General features: G+C 72.0%; 13 protein-coding genes. 9 read left to right on the top strand and 4 right to left on the bottom strand.

The window, feature by feature from the left end; translation table 11 throughout:
* Window positions 1–30 precede the first annotated feature (30 nt).
* Window positions 31–4,311, bottom strand: a complete 4,281-nt coding sequence (locus JOE63_RS06085) for a family 43 glycosylhydrolase (protein WP_204539954.1) — start codon at window positions 4,309–4,311, stop codon at window positions 31–33.
* Window positions 4,312–4,435: 124 nt separating this feature from the next.
* A complete protein-coding gene (locus JOE63_RS06080; protein ID WP_204539951.1) occupies window positions 4,436–7,342 on the bottom strand; it encodes a glycosyl hydrolase family 95 catalytic domain-containing protein in 2,907 nt (968 codons plus the stop codon).
* A 417-nt stretch (window positions 7,343–7,759) separates the two neighbouring features.
* On the opposite strand from JOE63_RS06080, the gene chvE reads away from it, so the two are divergent.
* The 3 genes from chvE (at window position 7,760) to mmsB (ending at window position 11,749) form a co-directional block, all read left to right on the top strand.
* On the top strand, window positions 7,760–8,914 hold the full coding sequence (gene chvE, locus JOE63_RS06075) for a multiple monosaccharide ABC transporter substrate-binding protein (protein ID WP_204539948.1): 1,155 nt from the start codon (window positions 7,760–7,762) through the stop codon (window positions 8,912–8,914).
* A gap of 79 nt (window positions 8,915–8,993) precedes the next feature.
* Entirely contained in the window at window positions 8,994–10,574 is a 1,581-nt protein-coding gene (mmsA, locus tag JOE63_RS06070; RefSeq protein ID WP_204539945.1) for a multiple monosaccharide ABC transporter ATP-binding protein, read from the top strand.
* On the top strand, window positions 10,571–11,749 hold the full coding sequence (gene mmsB / locus JOE63_RS06065) for a multiple monosaccharide ABC transporter permease (protein WP_204539942.1): 1,179 nt from the start codon (window positions 10,571–10,573) through the stop codon (window positions 11,747–11,749). The genes mmsA and mmsB overlap by 4 nt, the downstream gene beginning before the upstream one ends.
* A gap of 61 nt (window positions 11,750–11,810) precedes the next feature.
* Here mmsB and JOE63_RS06060 read toward each other — a convergent pair whose 3' ends face one another.
* Window positions 11,811–12,794 (bottom strand): LacI family DNA-binding transcriptional regulator, encoded by a 984-nt coding sequence (locus JOE63_RS06060; protein ID WP_204539940.1) that lies wholly within the window; start codon window positions 12,792–12,794, stop codon window positions 11,811–11,813.
* Between the two features lie 315 nt (window positions 12,795–13,109).
* Here JOE63_RS06060 and JOE63_RS06055 point away from each other — a divergent pair, with 315 nt between their 5' ends.
* The 6 genes from JOE63_RS06055 to JOE63_RS06030 all read left to right on the top strand — a co-directional run bounded on the left by JOE63_RS06055 (window position 13,110) and on the right by JOE63_RS06030 (window position 19,654).
* Window positions 13,110–14,048 carry a carbohydrate ABC transporter permease gene (locus tag JOE63_RS06055; RefSeq protein WP_204539937.1) on the top strand — a complete coding sequence of 313 codons (939 nt, stop codon included), beginning with the start codon at window positions 13,110–13,112 and terminating at the stop codon, window positions 14,046–14,048.
* A 2-nt stretch (window positions 14,049–14,050) separates the two neighbouring features.
* Window positions 14,051–14,995, top strand: a complete 945-nt coding sequence (locus JOE63_RS06050; protein WP_204539934.1) for a carbohydrate ABC transporter permease — start codon at window positions 14,051–14,053, stop codon at window positions 14,993–14,995.
* A gap of 82 nt (window positions 14,996–15,077) precedes the next feature.
* Entirely contained in the window at window positions 15,078–16,418 is a 1,341-nt protein-coding gene (locus JOE63_RS06045) for an ABC transporter substrate-binding protein (protein ID WP_204539931.1), read from the top strand.
* 143 nt (window positions 16,419–16,561) lie between these two features.
* A complete protein-coding gene (locus JOE63_RS06040; protein ID WP_204539928.1) occupies window positions 16,562–18,703 on the top strand; it encodes a beta-galactosidase in 2,142 nt (713 codons plus the stop codon).
* A gap of 148 nt (window positions 18,704–18,851) precedes the next feature.
* Complete coding sequence (locus JOE63_RS06035) at window positions 18,852–19,184, top strand: STAS domain-containing protein (RefSeq protein WP_307839964.1); 333 nt, start codon at window positions 18,852–18,854, stop codon at window positions 19,182–19,184.
* Complete coding sequence (locus JOE63_RS06030) at window positions 19,181–19,654, top strand: ATP-binding protein (protein ID WP_204539925.1); 474 nt, start codon at window positions 19,181–19,183, stop codon at window positions 19,652–19,654. Before JOE63_RS06035 ends, JOE63_RS06030 begins: the two co-directional genes overlap by 4 nt.
* Before the next feature lie 36 nt (window positions 19,655–19,690).
* Here JOE63_RS06030 and JOE63_RS06025 read toward each other — a convergent pair whose 3' ends face one another.
* Entirely contained in the window at window positions 19,691–21,973 is a 2,283-nt protein-coding gene (locus tag JOE63_RS06025) for a SpoIIE family protein phosphatase (protein WP_307839963.1), read from the bottom strand.
* Window positions 21,974–22,064 lie beyond the last annotated feature (91 nt).

Below are 22,064 nucleotides of genomic sequence, written 5' to 3'. Positions count from 1 at the left end.
TTGATCTCGATGGGTCGTGGACCTGGCCGGTCAGGCGCAGCTGCTCTCCTCGTAGGGAGCCTCGAGCGTCCTGCTGGCGGTGCCCCCTGCGGCGTCGCTCACCCGGACGGTGACCGTGCCGGGCGGGAGCGTCCGCTCCCGGGTGGTGAAGACGTGCGACGCGGCCTTGCCGGCACCCACCGCGGGGAACGACCGCGTGCCGTAGGGGGACGTCACGGTCACCGCGACCGGGGAGTCCTCGGCGTTGTCCACGCGCACCGTGAGGACGGACCCGCTCGCGACGCAGCGCGTCGCCGCCGTGGCCGTGACGTCCAGCGACGGTGCGGCGGGCTCGTCGAGCACGACCCAGACCCAGCTCAGCTGCACGTCGGCGCCGCGCGTCGGGCTCAGCGAGAAGGTGATCTCCCCCGTGGAGTCGACGACGACGTCGCCGTACGTCCCGACCGCGTCCTCGGCCCCGAAGTCCCGGTCCTCCTCGCGGACCGCGCCGTTGACGCTCACCCGGGCGCCGCGGTCGTCCCACTGGTCCCAGGGGTCCGCGTAGCCCGCGTAGACGGTGTAGCGGCCCTCCTCCAGACCGGCGAACCGGTACGTGAGGTCGCGGCCCTCGACGGCGTACCGCAGCGTCGAGAACATCGAGCCGTCGACGGAGCCGTGGCTCCGGCTGCCGTCGCTCTCGTAGCCCCAGGTCGCCCCCGTCTCCCCGTCGGCGCCCAGCGCCCGGTCGGGCGTGCTGTTGAGGAGGTCGCGCGCGGCGGCCGCCTCCGTCAGGGCGCTCCAGTCCGACGTCGGCTGGCCGCCCGCGTTGACCGCGTAGCGCAGGCCCTCCGGCACCACCGGGATCGTGCGGGTGAAGGTGCGACCGCCGAACCCGGGGAGCGTTCCGGTGGCCGTGACGACGCCCGGCGTGTCGAAGGACCCCGCGACGTGCCACGTCACGGGCTGCTCCGTCGCCGTGCCGTTCTGCGTCACCGTCACCGTCGGGACGTCGAGGCCCCCGCCCACCGGGACCGTCGCGGGCACGCCCGTGACGTCCCACGCCGCCCACTGGTCGAGGTCGTCCAGCGTCCACTCGTCCCAGACCTCGACGGCGAGCGAGTCTCCGCCCTCGCCCATGTTGAGCGGGAGCCACACCATCTGGGCGTTCTTGAGGTCCCCGCCGCCGTTCCAGCGGTCACCCATGTAGACGTACTTCCCGTTCTCGCGGTCGACCGGGATCACCGACGACGGCTGCGAGTTCCAGGAGTTGCTCTGCGCCCACCACGGGAACGGGTCGCCGTGCGTGGTCCAGGTGCCCATGAGGTCGGACGACGACGCGTACTGCGCCGGGTTCGGCGACCAGCCTGTCGTGCCCGAGGTGATGAGGAAGTACCGGTCGTCGTGCTTGAAGATCGCGGGCGACTCGCGCGACTCGTTGACGAAGATGCGGTTGTAGTCCACGCCGAGGACGGCCTCGTCGGGCGCGGTCGCGAGACCGGTGTACTCCTCGTCGAGCTTGGAGATGAACATCGTCGCGTTCTCCTCGCTCGAGTAGATGATGTAGCCGGTCCCGTCGTCGTCGACGAACAGGTTCATGTCGCGGGCCATCCCCGGGTTGCCGGCCGCCTTGTTGGTCGGGTCGCCGGCGGGCGCGTGGTGCAGGCGGTAGCTGTCGATGTACCGGAACGGGCCGAACGGCGAGTCCGCGACCGCGACGCCGGCGCGCGCCTTGGCGTACTGGGCGGTCCAGTCGCCCCAGGGGCCGTCCATGTGCGCCCACATGACCCACTTGCCGGTGCTCTCGTTGTAGATCACCTTGGGCCGCTCGATGATCGGCGGTGTCACGCCGTCGACGGGCACCGTGCCGAGGTCGCGGTACACCGCGTCCCGCTGCGCCTGCGTGTAGTTCCCGTAGAGGGACCGGAAGTACGGGTCGGACTCGAACTGGTCCGTCGAGGTCATGGCGCGCAGCGCCACGCCCTGGTCCTTCCAGTTGTAGAGGTCGTACGAGCTGTAGACGTGGACTCCGGGCGCCGAGTGGTAGCCGTTCGTGCGGTCCTCGCCGTAGAGGTAGTAGATCGTCCGGCCGTCGTCGTCCTTCGACGGCACGACCTGGCCTCCGTGCGCCTGGATCACCTGGCCGTTGTCGTCGAGCCACTCCTGGCCGGGCCGGAAGCTCGTGTAGTCGGTGACGGCGTCGCGCGGCTCGTCGAGCGTCCACGCCTGGTTCGCGCCCCAGTTCGAGCTCCACAGGCCGACCCTGGCACCGGCGTCCGTCGAGGCGTCGGCGACGTCGAGCACCTGGCCGCGCGCCGCGTTGAGCAGGGAGAAGGTCCTGCCGTCGGTCGACGTCATGAGCCACTGCACGCTCGCGTCGGACACAGCCTCCTCGTCCGTCACCGTGGCGAACGTCGTGCCGCCCGACGCGTCGGCCGCCAGCGCACGCCCGTCGTCGGTGCGCAGCACGAACCGGTCACGGGCGGTGCCGGACTCGTCGCCGACGCGCGTCGCGGTCCACGACCGCGCCTCGTCCGGGTCGCCCGACGCCAGCCGAGCGCCGCTTTCTCCGGCCGCCAGGGGTCGGTCGCTCTGCACGCCGGTGATCGTGTAGGTCGCCCCGTCGCGCAGGGCCGGCGCCTCGGGCGCGACGCCCGAGACGTCGGAGACGACGAACGTCGTGACCGACCTCGCCGGGACGGTCAGGACCGCCGACCTCGTCTCCGGGTCGACCGCGACCGGGCTGCCCGCGACGAGGGCGTTCGCCGTGCGGTCGCTCTCGGGCGACGCGGTCGTGACGACGGGCGTGACGGTCGCACCGGGTCCGACCTCACCGAACATCGACAGGTCGATCTGCACCGTCCGCGCGGAGTCGCCGTGGTTGGTGTGGACGAGCGTCGCGCCCGAGCCGTCGCCGTCGATCGCCGCCGTCGTGTCGTTGTCGTCCACCCGGACGAGGCGGTCGCCCGGCTCGATGTAGTGGGTGAAGTTCCGGAGCGTGTTGTACTTCGAGTTCACCTCGACGCCGCACGACGGGTCGGGGTCGCCGTCCGCGAGACGACGCGCCGAGTTCCCCTCGGCGTCGCAGTCGAAGTCGACGAAGATCGAGCCCCAGTTCTTCTTCTCGACCTTCTCCATGTTGTAGAGGTCCTCGACCGGCTGCCAGAGCACCCACGCCTCGGCCTCGAGCTCGCGCAGGTCGTCGTTGACGAGGTCGGCGATCCCCAGGCCGTTGTCGATCGAGGCCGGGTTCCACCAGTCACCGCCCCAGTTGCCCTCGACCTCGCTCATCCACAGCGGCTTGCCGGTGGACTTCGCGACGTCGCGGGCGAGGTGGCGGTCGTTCGTCGAGTACGTGTGGACGTTGAGCTGGTCGACGATCGCCTTCGTCTCGGCCGTCCAGCCGTTCCAGTCCTCGACGAACCGGCCCGGGTTCGTCTCGTCCGGGCCGGAGATCTTCGCGCCCGTCGTCGTGCCCGGCTTCGCCAGCTCGGCCTCGAGCGCCTCGATGACCTGGGACTGCAGGGCGGGGCCGGCGTGCGCGCCCTCCTGCCTGCTCGCCGAGGTGGGCCAACCGTCCGAGCCCAGCGTCGTCTTCCAGTAGTTGGTGTTCGGCTCGTTGAGCGGGTCGATCGTGTCGAACTCGATGCCCTGCGACTCCTCGACGTGCTGCACCACCGTCTTGAGGTACTTCGCGAACTCGTCGACCGAGTCGGTACGGATCTGGTCCTGGTCCGGGTTCTGGCCCCCGCTGACGAACCCGCTGTTCGTCATGAAGTACGGGGGCGAGTTGCTGAACGCCTCCCACGTGTCGACGTCGTCCTTGATCGCGGCGACCCAGGCGAGCTGCGCGGAGTCGGCCGTGAGGTCGTAGTCGCTCGCGGCGTCGCCCGTCCAGGCGGCGCGGAAGCGGTCGCGGTCGGCGAAGCTCGAGCTGATGGGTCCCTGGTCGTCGCTCAGCGGGGCGTCGGGGTTCCACCACCCGGGGACCGCGCCGCCCGGCCGGAGGTACGCCGGGACGTCGGAGGCGTTGCCCCCGCCGACGTTGTACCTCGCGATGTTGAGGTTCAGGCCGTCGTCACCGAAGACCATGTCGACGAGCTGGTCCCGCAGCTCGGCGGGGTAGTCGCCGGTGGCGTTCGCCATCCAGACGAGGCTGGTCCCCCAGCCCTTGAAGTCGGTCCCCGCGTAGGCGGGGTTGGGCGCGAGGACGACGTCGGGCGTCGCCGCGGTGGCCGCCGGGACGAGCACGAACGCCCCGGAGGCGACGAGCGCCGTCGCGCTCGTCGCGGCCGCGAGCCTCCGTAGCGGTGGCACGGTTCTTCTGGACTTCATCGTCGGTTCCGTTCTCGGGGGCGCGCACGACGCCGTCGTGCCGTCCCCGTGGTGGGGGTGGGGTGGGGTGGTGCATGGGTCCGGCGGTGCTGACCCGGTCGGCCCGGAGGGGTCAGGAGCGCCCTCAGGGCGCGGCCTCGACCAGCCACTCCTGGCTGGCCGCCGTCGCGTCGACCGGGTTGTGCACGAGGAACGCGCCGTCGTCGGTCGAGCCGTCCGCGACGTCGAGGCACAGGCCGGTCTCGACGTTGACCAGGCGGTACGCCCCGGACGACGCCGGCACCGGTCGCCACCACTGGTTGGGGCTGAAGCCGTCGGTCCACTGCGCGAGCGGGTGCCCGGAGGTCGTGACGGAGCCCGGGCTCTCGAGCGCCTTGTCGCTGTGGAGGCTCACGAGCGCGAAGCCGCCGCCGTAGCCGGGGCGGAGCCGCCAGCGCTGGTTGGCCGCGCCGTTCCACGGCCACAGGAGGACCCCGGCGCCGTCGTCGCGCGACGCACCGTCGACGTCGACCACCTTGCCGCTCGCGCGGTTGACGAGCCGGCAGGCACCGGGGAACAGCGCGATCTCGATCTCGACGGGCACGCCCTCGCGCAGGGCGAGGGTGCGGGCATGGGGTCCGAGCGGCGAGGCGGTGGCGTTCGCGCCGCTCACGGTGATCGACACGATGCCGCGGCGCGACACCAGGGTGAGGTCCTGGTCGACCGCCGACACGAGCCGAGCGCTCGCCCGGCGGGCGCCCAGGTCCCACGAGAGCGTGTCGACCAGCACGCGGTTCCGCCCGCGCACGCCCGTGATCTCTCCCGACGAGATCGTGTCCGGCACCGCGGGGAGGAGCTCGAGGAACCCCGGCCGCGAGCAGACGAGGGACTCCGCGACCACCGCGGGGATCGCGTGCGCGGAGTCCGCGTTGAACGTGTGCAGCTCGGGGTTGTGCGACGTCATGAACGAGCGGAACACCATGTTCGACCCGAGGATCTTGCGCAGGTTGTCGTGGACGCCGTTCCCGTCCTTCAGACGCGCGTAAGCGAGCGCGCGGTGCAGGCTGCCGTGGCCCGAGACGTTCTCGTCGCCCCGCACGACGAGGGCACGGTGCGCAGCCTGGGCGAGGCGCGGCTCGTCCTCCGGGTTGAGCTCGTGCAGGGGCCAGGCGCCGTACAGGTGGTGGACGTGGCGGTGGTTGTACCGGTCCGTCAGTCCCGGCCACGACCACTCGGCCAGGGCGTCGTCGCCGTTCACGACGTACCCCGGCATCCTCTCGAGGAGCGCCGTCCACCGCGCGACGCCCTCCCCGTCGCCCTGCTCGACCCCGAGCGCGTTCGCCGCGTCGATGGCGGACTGCAGCGCGTGGCGGCCTGCAGAGATCTCTCCGGTCGCGTTGATCGAGAGCATCGCGCCGGTCGACGACGGCGAGTTCTCCATCGAGAAGGACGGGACGAAGACCGCGTTGCCCTCGGAGTCCGTGCGGCTCAGGTAGTCCTCGTAGAAGAGCGCGAGCTCCATGAGCACCGGAGCGAGCCGCGTCCGGTAGAACTCCTGGTCACCACTGACCTGGACGTACTCGATCAGGGGGTAGAGCAGCCAGTCCGCGCCGCCGGTCCAGGCGTGCCCCGGGAAGTCGGCGTCGAAGTGCAGCATGTACCCGCTCTCGCCGTCCGTGCGCGAGGGGGCGAGGAAGCCGCGCGCGCCGTAGAGGCGGCGCGCGTTCGTCCGCCAGTCGTCGAGCTGTCCGAGCACGAGCTCGAAGTACCCGCGCATCGCGGCCGCGTCGTGCGTGAGGATGTTGCCGCCGGCCACCTGGAGGTTGACGTTCGCGTCGGTGGTGAAGTCGTCGGCCCACGCCGCCCCCCACTCGCCGCTCCAGATGCCCGTGAGCCGCGGGGGCAGGACGCCCGACGAGCTCGCGAAGAGGTAGCGGCCCGAGTCGTACATGGCCTCGAGCAGCGCGAGGTCGAGCACCGCGCGGTGCGCGTTCTGACGCGCCGTGAGGCCCGAGGCGTCCAGGCTCCGGTCCGCGTCGGGGACGGCCAGCCGCAGCGTCGAGCCGTCGACGAGCGCCTGGTGCTCCGGGAGGTGCCGGCGCAGGAGCGCGTCGTAGTCGACGAGCATCACGGCGAGCGCAGAGTGCAACGGGCGCGCGTCCCACTCGCCGGCGCGTTCGTAGCGGCCGAGCTTCGTGAGGAGGACGAGGCGCGCCGCCCGACGGACCACCAGCGTCGGCCCCGCGGCGCTGACCGACGAGCCCGAGCCGGTGACGACGGCGCGGGTGACGCCCTCGAACCCGTACGCCCCCTGCCCCGCGGGGTACGTCCCGCGCACGGTGAGGTAGCCGTTGCGGCCGCTCGTCTGGGTCGCGACGGAGTAGCCGACGTCGCTCGGGGTCCCCGGGAGGGCCGTGTCGGCGCCGAGGACGAGGTCGACCGTGCGACCGGCCGGCGGGACGAGGACGTGCACCACGGCGTCGCTGCCCCGCGAGACGAAGACCCGGCGGGTCCAGGTGCCGCCCGGCCCGGTCCAGGAGTGGACGATCTCGCCCGTCCGGTAGTCGGTCGACCGGAGGTAGCCCGTGGCTCCCGCCATCTCGGGTGCGTCCAGGCGCAGCGCGTAGCCGGGGTGGTAGGACTGCGTCCACCGGAGGTGCCAGCCGGCGGTGAACTCCTCGGTCGCGCCCCGGTAGTCGCCGGCCAGAGCCTTGTCCTGCACGGACGCGAACCGCGCCGAGAGGTCGGGCGGCGGCAGGTCGCGGGTGCCGTTGGGCAGCACGAAGCGGTGGTGGTTGAGGACGACGCGCTCCGCGTCGGGCGTGCCGTAGACCATGGCGCCGACCTCGCCGTTGCCGGAGAGGAACGCGTCGGTCCAGGCGTGGCCCGGCGTCGCGTCGAAGAGTCCGCGCTCGGGCAGGGCGTCCGGTCCCGCCAGCGCGACGGCGGCACGTGGGGCCAGCGCCCCGTTGGCGAGGAGCACGGCGCCCGCGGCGTAGGCGGACGCGGTGAGAAACCCTCGTCGGTCGAGCTGGATGTCGGGAAACCCCATGGTTGTCCTTCCGGAAGACGTCGTCGTCGGTGGAGGAGCGCCGAGCGGCCCTCCGCGACGTCGCGTCAGGTGCCGGGCACGGTCGACCGGACCATGCGCGGGGCGCCTTCCATTGATTGCCCTACCGCACGATCTAGCCGATGGTGACGCAAACATCGTGCCGACGGGTCACGGCGCTGTCAAGCGTCGGGCGCAGGTCGAGGCGCCGGCAGCCCGGCAGGCGAGACCTTTTCACCCGACCGCTCCCCGACACGGAGACGTTGGATTTCGTTGATATATGTTTAGTGATGTTGGAATGCATTGACTTTTGCGAACCCGGGAATCCAGGGTGTCCGGAGCTCGGCCAGACCCCTGGCGAGACGACACCGAGGCGCGGGCACGACGCCGTCGCGCCGGACGGACGAATGGAGCGCAACGATGCGACAGACACGACTGGTCGCCGCCGCGAGCGCCGCGATGGCGGCCTCGCTGGTCCTCACCGCGTGCGGGGGCGGCGGCGCCGGCACGGGGAGCGGCGACGGGGAGGTCGATGCGGACGGCACCGTGACCGTCGGCGTCGCGATGCCGACCCAGACGTCGGAGCGATGGATCGCCGACGGGGACGCGGTGAAGGAAGGCCTCGAGGGGCTCGGCTACGACGTCGACCTGCAGTTCGCGGGCGACGACATCCCGACGCAGACGCAGCAGATCGACTCGATGATCACGGCCGGCGTGGACGTGCTCGTCATCGCCTCGATCGACGGCACGGCGCTGAGCAGCCAGCTCGACGCGGCGGGCGCGGCGGGGATCCCCGTCATCGCGTACGACCGCCTGATCCGGGACAGCGAGCACGTCGACCATTACGTGACGTTCGACAACCACGCCGTCGGCGTCGCCCAGGCGAACGCGCTGCTCCACGGGCTCGGCGTCACGGACCGCGACGGCACGCCGACCGGCGACGCCCCCGGGCCCTTCAACATCGAGCTCTTCGCCGGCTCGCCGGACGACAACAACGCGACGTTCTTCTTCGACGGTGCGATGGAGACCCTCCAGCCGTTCATCGACGACGGCACGCTCGTCGTGAAGTCGGGCCAGGTGGACTTCGACACGGTGGCGACCCTCCGCTGGTCGCAGGAGGCCGCCCAGAAGCGCATGGAGGACCTCCTCACCTCGACCTACGCCGACGGCACCGTCCTGCACGGGGTGCTCTCGCCGTACGACGGCCTCTCCCGAGGGATCATCACCGCGCTCCAGGGTGTCGGGCTCGGCCCGACGATCACCGAGGGGCTCCCGGTCGTCACCGGCCAGGACGCCGAGATCGCCTCGGTGAAGCTGATCGCCGACGACGTGCAGTCGTCGACGATCTTCAAGGACACCCGCAAGCTCGCCGACAGCGCGGTCTCCGCGACCCGGTCCTTCGTCGAGGGCGAGGAGCCCGAGGCCAACGACACCGAGACGTACGACAACGGCGTCAAGGTCGTCCCGGCGTACCTCCTCGAGGTCGACACCGTCTTCGCGGAGGACATCCAGGGCCTGCTCGTCGACTCCGGCTACTACACGCAGGCCGAGGTCGACTCCGGCGTCGCCGACTAGCTCGAGCCGTCAGCCGAACCCGCCCCCGGCGCAGGCGGCGCAGGCTCCTGCGCCGGGGCGGCCCACAAGGAGTGAGAGCATGACCCGTCAGATCCTCGAGATGCGCGGCATCTCGAAAGAGTTCCCGGGCGTCAAGGCCCTCCAGGACGTGCGGCTCGACGTGGCCGAGGGCGAGATCCACGCGATCTGCGGTGAGAACGGCGCCGGCAAGTCCACGCTGATGAAGGTGCTGTCCGGCGTCTACCCCCACGGGACGTACGGAGGGGAGATCCTGCTCGACGGCGAGCCCGCCAGGTTCGCGTCGATCAACGACTCGGAGGCGCGCGGCGTCGTCATCATCCATCAGGAGCTCGCCCTCGTCCCCTACCTCTCCGTCGCCGAGAACATGTTCCTCGGCAACGAGGTCCGGAGCCGCTGGGGCCTGGTCGACTGGAACCGCACCAACGCCGAGGCCGAGGCCTTGCTGCGCCGCGTCGGCCTGCACGAGAGCCCTACGACGCCCGTCGGGCAGCTCGGCGTCGGCAAGCAGCAGCTCTTGGAGATCGCCAAGGCGCTCTCCAAGAAGGTGCGGCTCCTGATCCTCGACGAGCCGACGGCGGCGCTCAACGACACCGACTCCGAGCACCTGCTCGGGCTCCTCCGGCAGCTCAAGGCCCAGGGCGTCACCTCGATCATCATCTCCCACAAGCTGGACGAGATCGCGGAGATCGCCGACACGACGACGATCATCCGCGACGGGCGCACGGTCGAGAGCCTCGACATGACGGACCCGGCGGCGACGCAGGAGCGCATCATCCGGGGGATGGTGGGCCGGGACCTCGAGCACCGCTATCCCGCCCGCACCCCCGAGGTCGGGGACGAGGTCCTGCGCGTCGAGCGGTGGACCGTGCACCACCCGAGCCAGCCCGGCCGGCGCGTCGTCGACGAGGCCAGCCTCGTCGTCCGCGCGGGCGAGGTCGTCGGCGTCGCCGGGCTCATGGGCGCCGGGCGCACCGAGCTCGCCATGAGCATCTTCGGCCGGTCCTATGGACGCGACGTCAGCGGCTCCCTGTTCAAGCATGGGCGCGAGATCCAGGTGCGGACGGTCTCCGACGCGATCAGGCACGGGATCGCCTATGCGACGGAGGACCGCAAGCGCTACGGGCTCAACCTCATCGAGGACGTCCGGACCAACGTCACCGCGGCTGCCCTGGCCAAGGTCTCCCGGCGCGGCTGGGTCGACGGGAACGAGGAGGTCCGGGTCGCCGAGGGGTACCGCGCGGACATGAACATCAAGGCGCCGAGCGTCATGTCCGTGGTCGGCAAGCTCTCCGGAGGCAACCAGCAGAAGGTCGTCCTGTCGAAGTGGCTCTTCACCGACCCCGACGTCCTCATCCTCGACGAGCCGACCCGCGGCATCGACGTCGGGGCGAAGTACGAGATCTACACGCTCGTCAACCGCATGGTCGCGGCCGGGAAGGCCGTGATCGTCATCTCGTCCGAGCTCCCGGAGCTGCTCGGCATCAGCGACCGCATCTACACCCTGGCGTTCGGGCGCATCACCGGGGAGCTGCCCCGGGCGGCGGCGACGCAGGAACGCCTCATGGAGCTCATGACGCTCGAGCGCCACCGGCCAGCACCCCTCACCACACCGGAACCGACGGAGGAACACGCGTCATGACGGCCATTGCCGGCTTTCGAGAGCTCGTCACCAGGAACGTGCGACAGAGCGGGATCGTCGTCGCGTTCGTCGCGATCGTCGCGCTCTTCGCCGTGCTCAACGACAACTTCCTGAGCCCGGGGAACATCACCAACATCATCCTCCAGTACTCCTACATCCTCATCCTCGCGGTCGGGATGATCATGGTCATCGTCGCGGGGCAGATCGACCTCTCCGTCGGGTCGGTCGTCGCCCTCACCGGCGCCGTCTCGGCCGTCCTGGTCATCAAGAACGGCGCACCCTGGTGGGTGGGGGTGGGCGCCGCGCTCGTCGTCGGCCTGCTGGTCGGGGCCTGGCAGGGGTTCTGGGTCGCCTACGTCGGCATCCCGGGCTTCATCGTCACCCTCGCGGGGATGCTCCTCTTCCGCGGGCTCACGTACCAGGTGCTCGACAACGTCTCGCTCTCCCCGTTCGGCGGCACGTACTACGACATCGCGAACGGGTTCATGAACGGCCTCCTGGGTGGCTACGGCGTCGACGTCTTCACGCTCGTCGTGTTCGCCGTCGCCGTCGTCGGCTACGCCGTGAGCCAGTGGCGCAGCCGCACGGGCCGCATGGCGTACGGCCAGGTCGTCGAGTCCGCGCCGCTGTTCTTGGGCAAGGTCCTCGCCGTCGCCCTCGTCGTCATGTGGTTCGGGTACCAGCTCTCCCGCAGCCGGGGCCTGCCCTACGTGCTCGTCCTCCTCGCCGTCCTGATCATCGTGTACTCGCTGGTCACGCAGCGGTCGGTGTTCGGTCGCCACGTCTACGCGATCGGCGGCAACCTCCACGCGGCCGAGCTCTCCGGGGTGCGGGTGCGCGGCGTCACCTTCTGGGTCTTCGTCAATATGGGCTTCCTCGCGTCCGTCGCGGGCGTCGTCTACTCCTCGCGCATGAACGGCGCCCAGCCCGGGGCCGGGAACATGTTCGAGCTCGACGCGATCGCCGCGTGCTTCATCGGCGGGGCGTCGACGACCGGGGGCGTCGGCCGGGTGACCGGCGCGATCGTGGGCGGTCTGATCATGGCGGTCATGAGCAACGGCATGCAGCTCATGGGCGTCCCGCAGTCGACGCAGCAGATGGTCAAGGGGCTCGTCCTGCTCCTGGCCGTCGCGTTCGACGTCTGGAACAAGCGGCGCGCGAACGCCGTGCGGTGACGTACCCGCGCTCGTCGCCGCGCCCGGACCGGGCCGGCGACGAGCGTCGTCGGTGGCAGGGCTATGCCGGACGGGCGGTGCTCGCCCGCACGACCAGGCGCGTGGGCACGAGGTCGGTCCCCGTCTCGTGCACGCCCTCGCGGACCTGCCGGAGCACCTGCGTGACGAGTCGGCGACCCACCTCGGCGAAGTCCTGGTGGACCGTCGTGAGGGGCGGCAGGAACTCGCTGGACTCGGGCAGGTCGTCGAACCCCACGACGCTCACGTCCTCCGGGACGCGCTTGCCGCTGTCGTGCAGCGCCCGGACGAGCCCCAGGGCCATCTGGTCGTTGGCGACGAAGATCGCCGTGCAGTCGTCCCGTGCCGCCAGCCGCAGCCCGGCCGCGTAGCCGGACGTCGGCGACCAGTCGCCGCGCTCGACGGGCGGGACCTCCCGGCCGGCCTCCTCGAGCGTCGTCCGCCACGCGGCGGCCCGGCGCTCGGCGGCGTACGACTCCTGCGGACCGGCGAGGTGGTGCACCGTGGAGTGCCCCAGCTCGAGCAGGTGCTGCACCGCCTGCCGCGTGCCGTCGGCCTGCGCGGTGTCGACGACCGTGTACTGCTCCCCCGCGTCCGAGTCCGCGACGACCACCTGGACCCCGGGCGGGATGCTGACGCGCGCCGTGTCCAGGAGGTGCACCTCCAGGAGCAGGATCACGGCGTCGACGGCGAGCTCTCCCAGCCGCGTGAACGCCCCCCGGACGCCCTCCTGGGTCGGGACCGTGACGGGGATGAGCGTGATCGCGTACCCCTGTGCCGCGGCCGAGGCGGCGATGGCCTCCACCGTCCTGACGTTGCCCGTCGTGGAGAGGGTGAAGAGGATGATCCCGATCGTCCGGAACTCGCCGCTCTTGAGGGCGCGCGCCGCGCTGTTCGGCCGGTATCCGAGCTCTCGCATCGAGGCCAGGACCCGCTCGCGGGTCTCGTCCACCACGGTGTCGAGACCGTTGGACACGCGCGAGACCGTCTGCGGCGAGACCCCGGCGTGACGCGCCACGTCACCCATGGAGACCCGTCGCGGTCGCGGCCGCCGCACGGGCCGACCGTCGGCTGGTTCCTCCGCACCCGGGGTGGGGGCCCCCCGTGTCTCCTGCGGCTCGGATGCAGACGTTCGCACGTGCAGTCACCTCCTCGGTCGCGCCCCCTGGGAGCGCTCCCGAACTATAACCATCCGGCAACGCCGACCTTCGCGCCTTGACGCCTCACCGACGATAGTGCGATTCTCGTCCACAGCGGATGTTTACGTAACCATCCGCCTTCGGAGCGGCTCCCCGACGACCTACTCGCCGGCCCCGCATCGCACTGACAGCAAGGAAGCACGATGACGACGACGTCCCCGCCTGTGGCAGCCCACAGGCCGCCGGTCGACGCGGCCTCGTCCCGGCAGGTCCGGCGCCGACGGCGCTCCTGGACCGGCTGGGGCTTCGTGGGCCCGTTCATGGCGGTCTTCGCGCTGGTGTTCCTGGCACCGATCGCCTACTCGATCTACCTCAGCCTGTTCCGCACGCAGATGGTGGGCGGCACCCAGTTCGTCGGGTTCGAGAACTACGCGCGAGCGTTCTCCGACCCGCAGTTCTGGTCGGGCGTGTCGCGCGTCGGGCTGTTCCTCGTGGTCCAGGTGCCGATCATGCTCGGCATCGCCCTGCTCGTCGCGCTCGCGATCGACTCGGGGCGCCTGTACGGGCGCAACTTCTTCCGGATCTCGATCTTCCTCCCCTACGCCGTCCCGGCCGTCGTCGCGACGCTCATGTGGGGCTTCATGTACGGGACGCGGTTCGGCCTCGTCGCGAACATCAACGACGCGCTGGGCACGTCGATCGCGAACCCGCTGTCCCCGGACTGGGTGCTGCTGTCGATCGGCAACATCGTGACCTGGGAGTTCGTGGGCTACAACATGCTCATCTTCTACTCGGCGCTGCGCGTCGTGCCCACCTCGCTCTACGAGGCGGCCGAGCTCGACGGCGCGTCCCAGTGGCAGGTCGTGCGGGCCATCAAGATCCCCGCGATCCGCGGCTCGCTCGTGATCGCGACGATCTTCTCGATCATCGGCTCCTTCCAGCTCTTCAACGAGCCGAGCATCCTGCAGAGCCTCGCGCCGAACGCCATCACGACGTACTTCACCCCGAACCTGTACGCGTACTCGCTGTCGTTCTCCGGCCAGCAGTACAACTACTCGGCGACCGTCGCCATCATCATGGGCGTCCTCACGATGATCGTGGCCTACGTCGTCCAGCTGCGCGGCATGCGCAAGGAGGCCTGACGATGACCGCCACGACCCCCTCGACCCCGGCGGTCCCCGCCACGGCCCGCACGACGGCGCGCAAGCCCGTGCGCCTGCGCTCGCGCGCCCCCCACAGCGTGGCCCGCCCGCGCCGCAGCGTCCTGATGACCGTCCTGGCCGGCATCGTCCTGGTCTACGCGCTCGTGCCGCTCTTCTGGCTCGTCGTCAACGCGTCCAAGACGCAGTCGAGCCTGTTCAGCTCGTTCGGCCTGTGGTTCAGCGGCGACTTCGCGCTGTTCGACAACATCGCGCGCACCCTCACGTACGACGACGGCATCTTCGGCCGCTGGTTCGCCAACACCCTCCTGTACGTCGTGCTCGGCGCCGGCGGAGCGACGTTCCTCGCCGTCCTCGGCGGGTACGCGCTCGCCAAGTTCGACTTCCCGGGCAAGCGCGGCGTCTTCGCGACGGTCATCGGCGCGGTCGCCGTGCCCGGCACCGCGCTCGCCGTCCCGACGTTCCTCATGTTCAGCCAGATGGGCCTCACCAACACCCCGTGGGCCGTCATCATCCCGTCGCTCATCTCGCCGTTCGGCCTCTACCTCATGTGGGTGTTCGCGGCGGAGTCGATCCCGACGGAGCTGCTCGAGGCGGCGCGCGTGGACGGCTCGAGCGAGGGCCGCACGTTCTTCCAGGTCTCCCTGCCGCTGCTCGCGCCCGGGATCGTCACGGTCCTGCTCTTCACCATGGTCGCGACCTGGAACAACTACTTCCTGCCGCTGATCATGCTCAAGGACCCCGACTGGTACCCCCTGACGCTCGGCCTCAACGCGTGGAACGCGCAGGCCGCGACCGCGGGCGGCGAGGCGATCTTCGACCTCGTGATCACCGGCTCGCTGCTGACGATCCTCCCGCTCGTCGCCGCCTTCCTGCTCCTCCAGCGCCACTGGCAGTCCGGCCTCGCGGCCGGGTCCGTCAAGGAGTGACCGGACCCCGACCCCATGCCCTGCCGCCCGCAGCGCGTGTGCACCACCCGATCCGTCTGACGACGAAGTGAGAGGAATCCTCATGTCCATCCGTACCACCCGCGCCCTGCGTGCTGTCGCCGCCACCGGCGTCGTCACGCTCGCCCTGGCTGCCTGCAGCTCCGGCGGCGGCAACGACTCCGGCGCGGACGCCGGCTCGGCCGACGACGTCGCCGCGGCCCTCGAGGAGGGCGGCAGCCTCACGGTGTGGGCCTGGGAGCCCACGCTCGAGGACGTCGTCACCGACTTCGAGGCGAAGTACCCGAACGTCGACGTCGAGCTTGTCAACGCCGGCACCGGCAACGACCAGTACACGGCGCTGCAGAACGCGATCGCGGCCGGCAAGGGCGTGCCCGACGTCGCGCAGGTCGAGTACTACGCGCTCCCCCAGTTCGCCCTCTCGGACGCGCTCGCCGACCTCTCCTCGCTCGGCGCGGACCAGCTCGACGGGACGTTCACGCCCGGCCCGTGGAGCGCCGTCCAGCAGGGCGAGGGCATCTTCGGCCTCCCCATGGACTCCGGCCCCATGGCCCTCTTCTACAACGAGGAGGTCTTCACGCAGCACGGCATCGAGGTGCCGACGACGTGGGACGGCTTCGTGGAGGCGGCCCGCGCGCTGCACGCCGCGGACCCGAACGTCTACATCACCAACGACACCGGCGACGCGGGCTTCACGACGTCGCTCATCTGGCAGGCCGGCGGCCAGCCCTTCCGGGTCGACGGCACCGACGTGACCATCGACCTCGCGGACGAGGGCAGCACGCAGTTCGCCGAGACCTGGCAGACGCTCCTCGACGAGGACCTGCTCGCGCCGGTCAGCTCGTGGAGCGACGAGTGGTACCAGGGCCTCGGCAACGGCACGATCGCGACGCTCGCGATCGGCGCCTGGATGCCCGCGAACCTCGAGTCGGGCGTGCCCGACGGCGCCGGCAAGTGGCGCGTCGCCCCGCTCCCCCAGTGGGAGGAGGGCGCGTCGGCCAGCTCGGAGAACGGCGGCTCCGCCCTGTCCGTGACCGCCGCGAGCTCGCAGCAGGCGCTCGCCTACGGCTTCCTCGAGTACGCGAACGCGGGCGACGGCGTGCAGGCGCGCGTCGACGGCGGCGCGTTCCCGGCCACGACGGCCGAGCTGGGTTCGGACGAGTTCCAGGGCTACGAGTCGGAGTACTTCGGCGGCCAGAAGATCAACGAGGTCCTCGCGCAGTCGGCCGCCGACGTCGTCGACGGCTGGTCCTACCTGCCGTTCCAGGTCTACGCGAACTCGATCTTCAACGACACCGTCGGCCAGGCCTACGTGTCGGACACGACCCTCGCCGAGGGCCTCACGGCCTGGCAGGACGCGTCCGCGAAGTACGGGACCGAGCAGGGCTTCACCGTCAACGAGTGACCTGGTCCCCGTCGGGCGCCTGCCGGGGCGCCCGACGGCCCTGCCCCTGACAGCCGCGTGGTCGTGCCTCCCGGCACGACCACGCGGCCCCCACCGACGGCGCACCTGCCGCCCATCGCTCTCCGAGCACCTGAGGAGCCTGCATGTCCACCCCCACCCCGTTCCGCTGGCTGCGCCGTCCCGGGCCGCACACGCCGCCGGGCACGGTGACCACCGACGGCACGACCGGCACGTACGCGCCGTCCGGACTGTCCTACGGCGCGGACTACAACCCGGACCAGTGGCCGCGCGAGGTCTGGGCCGAGGACGTGCGGCTCATGCGCGAGGCGGGCGTCACGGTGGTCTCGCTCGCGATCTTCTCGTGGGCCAGGATCCAGCCGACCGAGGACACGTGGGACTTCGCGTGGCTCGACGAGGTCATGGAGCTGCTCCACGCCCACGGCATCGGCGTCGACCTCGCGACCGCGACGGCCTCGCCGCCGCCGTGGCTCACGACGAAGCACCCGGAGATCCTGCCCCAGACCCGCACGGGCGAGACCCTGTGGCCGGGCGCCCGGCAGCAGTGGCGCCCGACGTCGCCGGTCTTCCGTGAGCACGCGCTGCGCCTCGTGGAGCGCATGGCCGAGCGCTACGGCGACCACCCGGCGCTCGTCGCGTGGCACGTCTCGAACGAGCTCGGCTGCCACAACGTCGACGACTTCTCCGACGACGCCGCCGCAGCCTTCCGCACCTGGCTGCGCGAGCGCTACACGACCCTCGACGCGCTCAACGACGCGTGGGGCACGGCGTTCTGGTCGCAGCGGTACAGCGCGTGGGAGCAGGTCCTGCCGCCGCGCCTCGCGGCGTCGCACCCGAACCCCACCCAGCAGCTCGACTTCAAGCGCTTCTCGTCCGACGCGCTGCGCCAGTACCTGCGCGCGGAGGCCGCGATCCTGCGCCGCACGACGCCCGACGTCCCCGTGACGACGAACTTCATGGTCATGGGCGAGACGAAGGGCATGGACTACGCCGCCTGGGCGGACGAGCTCGACTTCGTCTCCAACGACCACTACGTGCTCCCCGGCCCGCAGGCCCTGGACGAGCTCTCGTTCTCCGCCAACCTCACCGGGGGGATCGCCCGGCACCGGCCGTGGTTCCTCATGGAGCACTCGACGAGCGCGGTGAATTGGCAGCCCGTCAACGTCGCGAAGAAGCCGGGCGAGCTCGCGCGCGACTCGCTCACGCACGTCGCGCACGGCGCCGACGCGGTCTGCTACTTCCAGTGGCGGCAGTCCGCGGCGGGAGCCGAGAAGTACCACTCGGGCATGCTCCCGCACGCAGGTGAGCGCTCACGTCTCTTCCGCGACGTCGTCGCGCTCGGTGCGACGCTGCGCGACCTCGCGCCCGTCGCGGGCAGCGCGCAGAAGCCCGCGCGCGCCGCGATCGTCTTCGACTGGGACTCGTGGTGGACGAGCGAGCTCGACTCCCACCCCACGGACCGGCTGCGCTACCGCCAGGAGGCGCTCGACTGGTACTCGGCGTTCCTCGCGCTCGGCGTGCGCGCCGACGTCGTGCCGACGGCGACGGACCTCGCGGGGTACGACGTCGTCGTGGCCCCCGTGCTGCACGTCGTCCCGGCCCACCTGCGCGACCGCCTCACGGCGTTCGTCGAGGGCGGCGGCCACCTCGTGACGACCTACTTCTCGGGCGTCGTCGACCAGGACGACCACGCGTGGCTCGGCGGCTACCCCGGTGCGCTGCGCGACCTGCTCGGCATCCGCGTCGAGGAGTTCGCCCCGCTCCTGGACGGCGAGAGCGCGACCGTCGAGGTCGCGGGCGAGCAGCTCGAGGGGACGCTGTGGACCGAGCCGGTCGACGTCGTGGACCCCGACGTCGACGTGCTGGGCTGGTACAAGACCGGCGAGCAGGCCGGGCGCGCGGCGGTGACCCGCCGGACCGTCCGGTCCGGCGACAGCGCGGGCTCGGCCGCGTACGTCTCCACGCGGTTCGGCCGCCTCGGGCTCGTCCCCGTGCTCGCCCGCCTGCTCGACGACGCGGGCGTGCGCAGCGAGCTGCCCGCCGCCGTCCGCGGCGACGTCGAGCTCGCGGTGCGCACGGACGGCACCGACGACTTCTGGTTCCTCGTCAACCGCACGACGCACCCGGTCGAGGTGCCCGACGTCCCGGGCGACGTCCTCACGGGCCGGCGCCTCGCGCCGTCGGGCACGGCGGACGGCGTGCTCCTGCTCGAGCCGCGCGGTGTCGCCGTCGTCCGCCGCGACGCCGATCACGCCTCGCGGCGGTGAGACCCGTTCCGCCGCGGGCGCGAGGGACAGGTGGCCTGATCCGGCCATGCCCGCGCCACGCGGCGGATCGCAGGGCGAGCGTCGGCAGGTCCGCGTACCGTGTCCCGGGTGCCCGGCACGGTGCCGGGACGAGGAGGAGCGCACCACGGTGACCCCGACGACGAGCGGCGACGTCCTGACGACGAGCGGCGGTACGCGCTGGACGATGCGGGGCGAGATCGACGCCGCGGTCCAGGCCCGGCGCGAGGACGAGCTGCTGCGGATCGCACAGTCCGCGAACGAGCGCATCCACGTCGACCTCGGCGAGGTGACCTTCATGGACTCGGGCGGCCTGCGGCTGCTGTACCACGCCGCGACCGCGGGCTCGGGAGCTCCCGTGCTGGAACGCGTCCCGCGCCGCGTCCGCGACCTGCTCGAGCTCAGCGGGGTCGTCGACCTCTTCGAGTTCGCGGACGACACGACCGGCGAGGGCGGCGCGTGAGCGTCGAGCACGCCGCGGTCCCCGTCGGCTTCGTCGAGATCGGCTCCTGGCCGCTGCGCGGCCTGGGCGACCTCGCGACGCTGCGCGAGGGCCTGCACCGCCTGCTCACGGGCGGGCCGCTCCCGCCGGACCGCGCGCTCGAGGCGACGCCGGAGCGCGTCGTCCTCGTCGCGAGCGAGCTCGCCACCAACGCCCTGCGCCACGGCCTGCCGCCCACGCGCGTCCGGCTGCTCAGCGACGGGCGCGAGCTCGTCGTCGACGTCGTCGACCACTCGCCGGACGCGCCCGTGGTCGCCGGTCGGCGCTCACCGGGCGCGGGCGGGTTCGGCCTGGTGCTCGCCCAGCGGGCGTCGACGGCCGTCGGCTGGTGCCGGGCCGGTACCGGCGAGAAGCACGTGTGGGCGCGGTTCGATGTCCCGGTCTTCCGTGCCGGGGCCTCGGTGCGCAGCGCGCTCCTCCCCGTCGGCTGACCGCTGTCGGCTGCCCGTTGACCCGCCGCGACGCGCTCAGGCGTCGCGGCGCACCAGGAGCAGCGTCGCGTCGTCGGCGGAGCGCGGGTCGCGCGCCGCGGTGACGATGCCGTCGACGTCCACGTCCGGTCCCGCCCTGAAGACCCCGGCGAGGCGCCTCAGCCCGTCCCGGATCGACTCGCCCCGACGCTCGACCAGCCCGTCGCTGTAGAGCACGAGCGCTCCCCCGCGCGGCACCTGGAGCACGCGCGCCGTCGGGACGCGGTCCACGATCCCCAACGGAGGGACGCTCGCGCGTTCGGCCCACGCCGTCGTGCCGTCCGGCCCGACGACGAGCAGGGGCGGGTGGCCCACCGACACGTGCTCGACGACGCCGCTCTCCGGGTCCAGGAGCGCGACCGCGAGCGTCGCGACCTCGCCCGGCAGCGTCCAGCGGGCGACCTCACCCAGCCGCGCCACCGCCTCGACCGCCGATCCCGTGCTCACGAGCGCCGCGCGCAGGGTCGTGCCGAGCTGGCCCATCGTCGCGGCCGCCTGGAGCCCGTGCCCCGTGACGTCGCCGACCACGAGCGCGAGCCGGCCCGAGGGGAGCACGAGGGCGTCGTACCAGTCGCCGCCGACCAGACCGGTGCCGGCGGACTCGTAGCGGGACTGCAGGGTCCAGCCCGGGACGTCGGGCAGGAGCGCCGGCAGGAGGCTGCGCTGGAGCTCCTCCGTCGCCCGCACGGCCTTGCGCCCGCGCACGTACAGCGCCTCCACGAGGTGGCCGCGCAACGACGTCGCGACGTCGGTCTGGTCCGACGTCCACGGCGCGCTGTGGCCGCGCACGACCTCGCGCCAACGCTGGAACGACTTGCGCGGGCTCAGCCGGACCGTCTCGCCCTCGCGCTGCGCGATCGCCTTGTTGTACGGGTCGCCGCCCCAGTCGACGTGCCGCAGCACCTCGTCACGCACCCACACGACGACCTGCCCCTCGGGGAGCACGATGCCCAGCACCCCGGCGACGTCGGGCGCGAGCGCCGCCACCTCGGGCGCGTCGCGGCCCAGCGCCTCGGTCGCGACCAGGTCCTCGCCGTGGCCCAGCACCCAGGCCACGAGCGCGCGGCACCCGTCCTCGTCGGGCACGTTGCCGACCTTGATGAGGCCGCCCTCGGCGACGACGACCGCGCCGTCCGCCCGGACGAGGCGGCGGAGCCACCCGGAGCGCGTGAGCGCGGTGCCGATCGGGACGCTCTCGTCGCGGCTGTCGGCGGCGAGGTGGGCGAGGACGCCCTCCGCGCGCCGCACCTCGGCCTCGCGCTCGTCCTCCGCCTGCGCGACGAGGCGGACCGAGAGCGCCGAGCCGAGGAACTCCGCAGCCGTGCGCACCTCGTACGGCGGCTCGTGCGGACCGGCGTAGTGGTGGCACGCGATGAGCCCCCACAGCCTGCCCTCCCGCAGGAGCGAGATCGACATCGACGCGCGCACGCCCATGTTGCGCAGGTACTCGAGGTGGATGGGCGAGACGCTGCGGAGCGTGGAGTAGGTGAGGTCGAGCGGTGCACCCGTGGTCGGCAGGAGCGTCGGCACGACCGGCTGCGGCGCGTAGTCCACGTCCGCGATGAGCCGGATCCAGTTCTTCTCGTACAGCGCGCGGGCCTGCGGCGGGATGTCCGACGCCGGGTAGTGCAGCCCGAGGAACGCGTTGAGGTCCTCGCGGCGCGCCTCGGCGACCACCTCGCCGTTGTACGCGGCGTCGAAGCGGTAGATCATCACCCGGTCGAACCCGGTGAGCTCACGCACGTGCCGGGCCGCGTCGTCGTACAGCTCGTCGAGCGTCGCGGCGCGCTCGAGGTCGCGTAGCGCGTGCCGCACGGCCAGGTACGTGTTGGGGAACGTCAGCGGGCGCGCGCCCGCCGCGGTCTCGAGCTCGACGACGAGCACCGGCTCCGGCTCCGGCCCGTCCGCGGGCAGCGGGGGTCGGTGGAGCACCGCGTCGACTGCGCGCGGTGTCCCGTCCCAGCGGTCGAGGGGCAGCGTCACGGGGTTGCGCGTGGCGAGGTCGCCCACGTTCGCGGCGTGGTCGAGCAACCGGCGAGCCGGGTCCGCGCCCAGCGCGTCGGCGAGCGGCCGGCCGGCCAGCTCCTCGGCCGTGACGCCCAGGTGCCGCGCGACGTTCGCCGACGCCTGGAGCAGCACGCCGTCGTGCTCCCGCACGACGAGCAGCACGCCGCGGGGCTGGATCATGCCGGGCACGTGGATGGGCTCGCGCGCGCAGTTGTCGAGGTCCACCGCCTCGCCGGGCGCCAGCAGCTCCGGCTCGTCGACCGTCCTGGTCACGTGGTCCTCCGTCCGAGTCGCCGCACGCCGGCAGGTGCCGCGGTGCGGGTCGACGGACCACCTGGGCTCGAGGATCCGGGTCGAGTGCCCC

The organism is Cellulosimicrobium cellulans, assembly GCF_016907755.1.
Taxonomy (GTDB): Bacteria; Actinomycetota; Actinomycetes; order Actinomycetales; family Cellulomonadaceae; genus Cellulosimicrobium; species Cellulosimicrobium cellulans_D.
This window is presented reverse-complemented; position numbering and strand designations above follow the sequence as displayed.

Bases quoted from the DNA above. Each gene is read 5' to 3' on its own strand.
- JOE63_RS06085 (WP_204539954.1), bottom strand. From the start codon at position 4,311: ATGAAGTCCAGAAGAACCGTGCCACCGCTACGGAGGCTCGCGGCCGCG.
- JOE63_RS06080 (WP_204539951.1), bottom strand. From the start codon at position 7,342: ATGGGGTTTCCCGACATCCAGCTCGACCGACGAGGGTTTCTCACCGCG.
- chvE (WP_204539948.1), top strand. From the start codon at position 7,760: ATGCGACAGACACGACTGGTCGCCGCCGCGAGCGCCGCGATGGCGGCC.
- mmsA (WP_204539945.1), top strand. From the start codon at position 8,994: ATGACCCGTCAGATCCTCGAGATGCGCGGCATCTCGAAAGAGTTCCCG.
- mmsB (WP_204539942.1), top strand. From the start codon at position 10,571: ATGACGGCCATTGCCGGCTTTCGAGAGCTCGTCACCAGGAACGTGCGA.
- JOE63_RS06060 (WP_204539940.1), bottom strand. From the start codon at position 12,794: ATGGGTGACGTGGCGCGTCACGCCGGGGTCTCGCCGCAGACGGTCTCG.
- JOE63_RS06055 (WP_204539937.1), top strand. From the start codon at position 13,110: ATGACGACGACGTCCCCGCCTGTGGCAGCCCACAGGCCGCCGGTCGAC.
- JOE63_RS06050 (WP_204539934.1), top strand. From the start codon at position 14,051: ATGACCGCCACGACCCCCTCGACCCCGGCGGTCCCCGCCACGGCCCGC.
- JOE63_RS06045 (WP_204539931.1), top strand. From the start codon at position 15,078: ATGTCCATCCGTACCACCCGCGCCCTGCGTGCTGTCGCCGCCACCGGC.
- JOE63_RS06040 (WP_204539928.1), top strand. From the start codon at position 16,562: ATGTCCACCCCCACCCCGTTCCGCTGGCTGCGCCGTCCCGGGCCGCAC.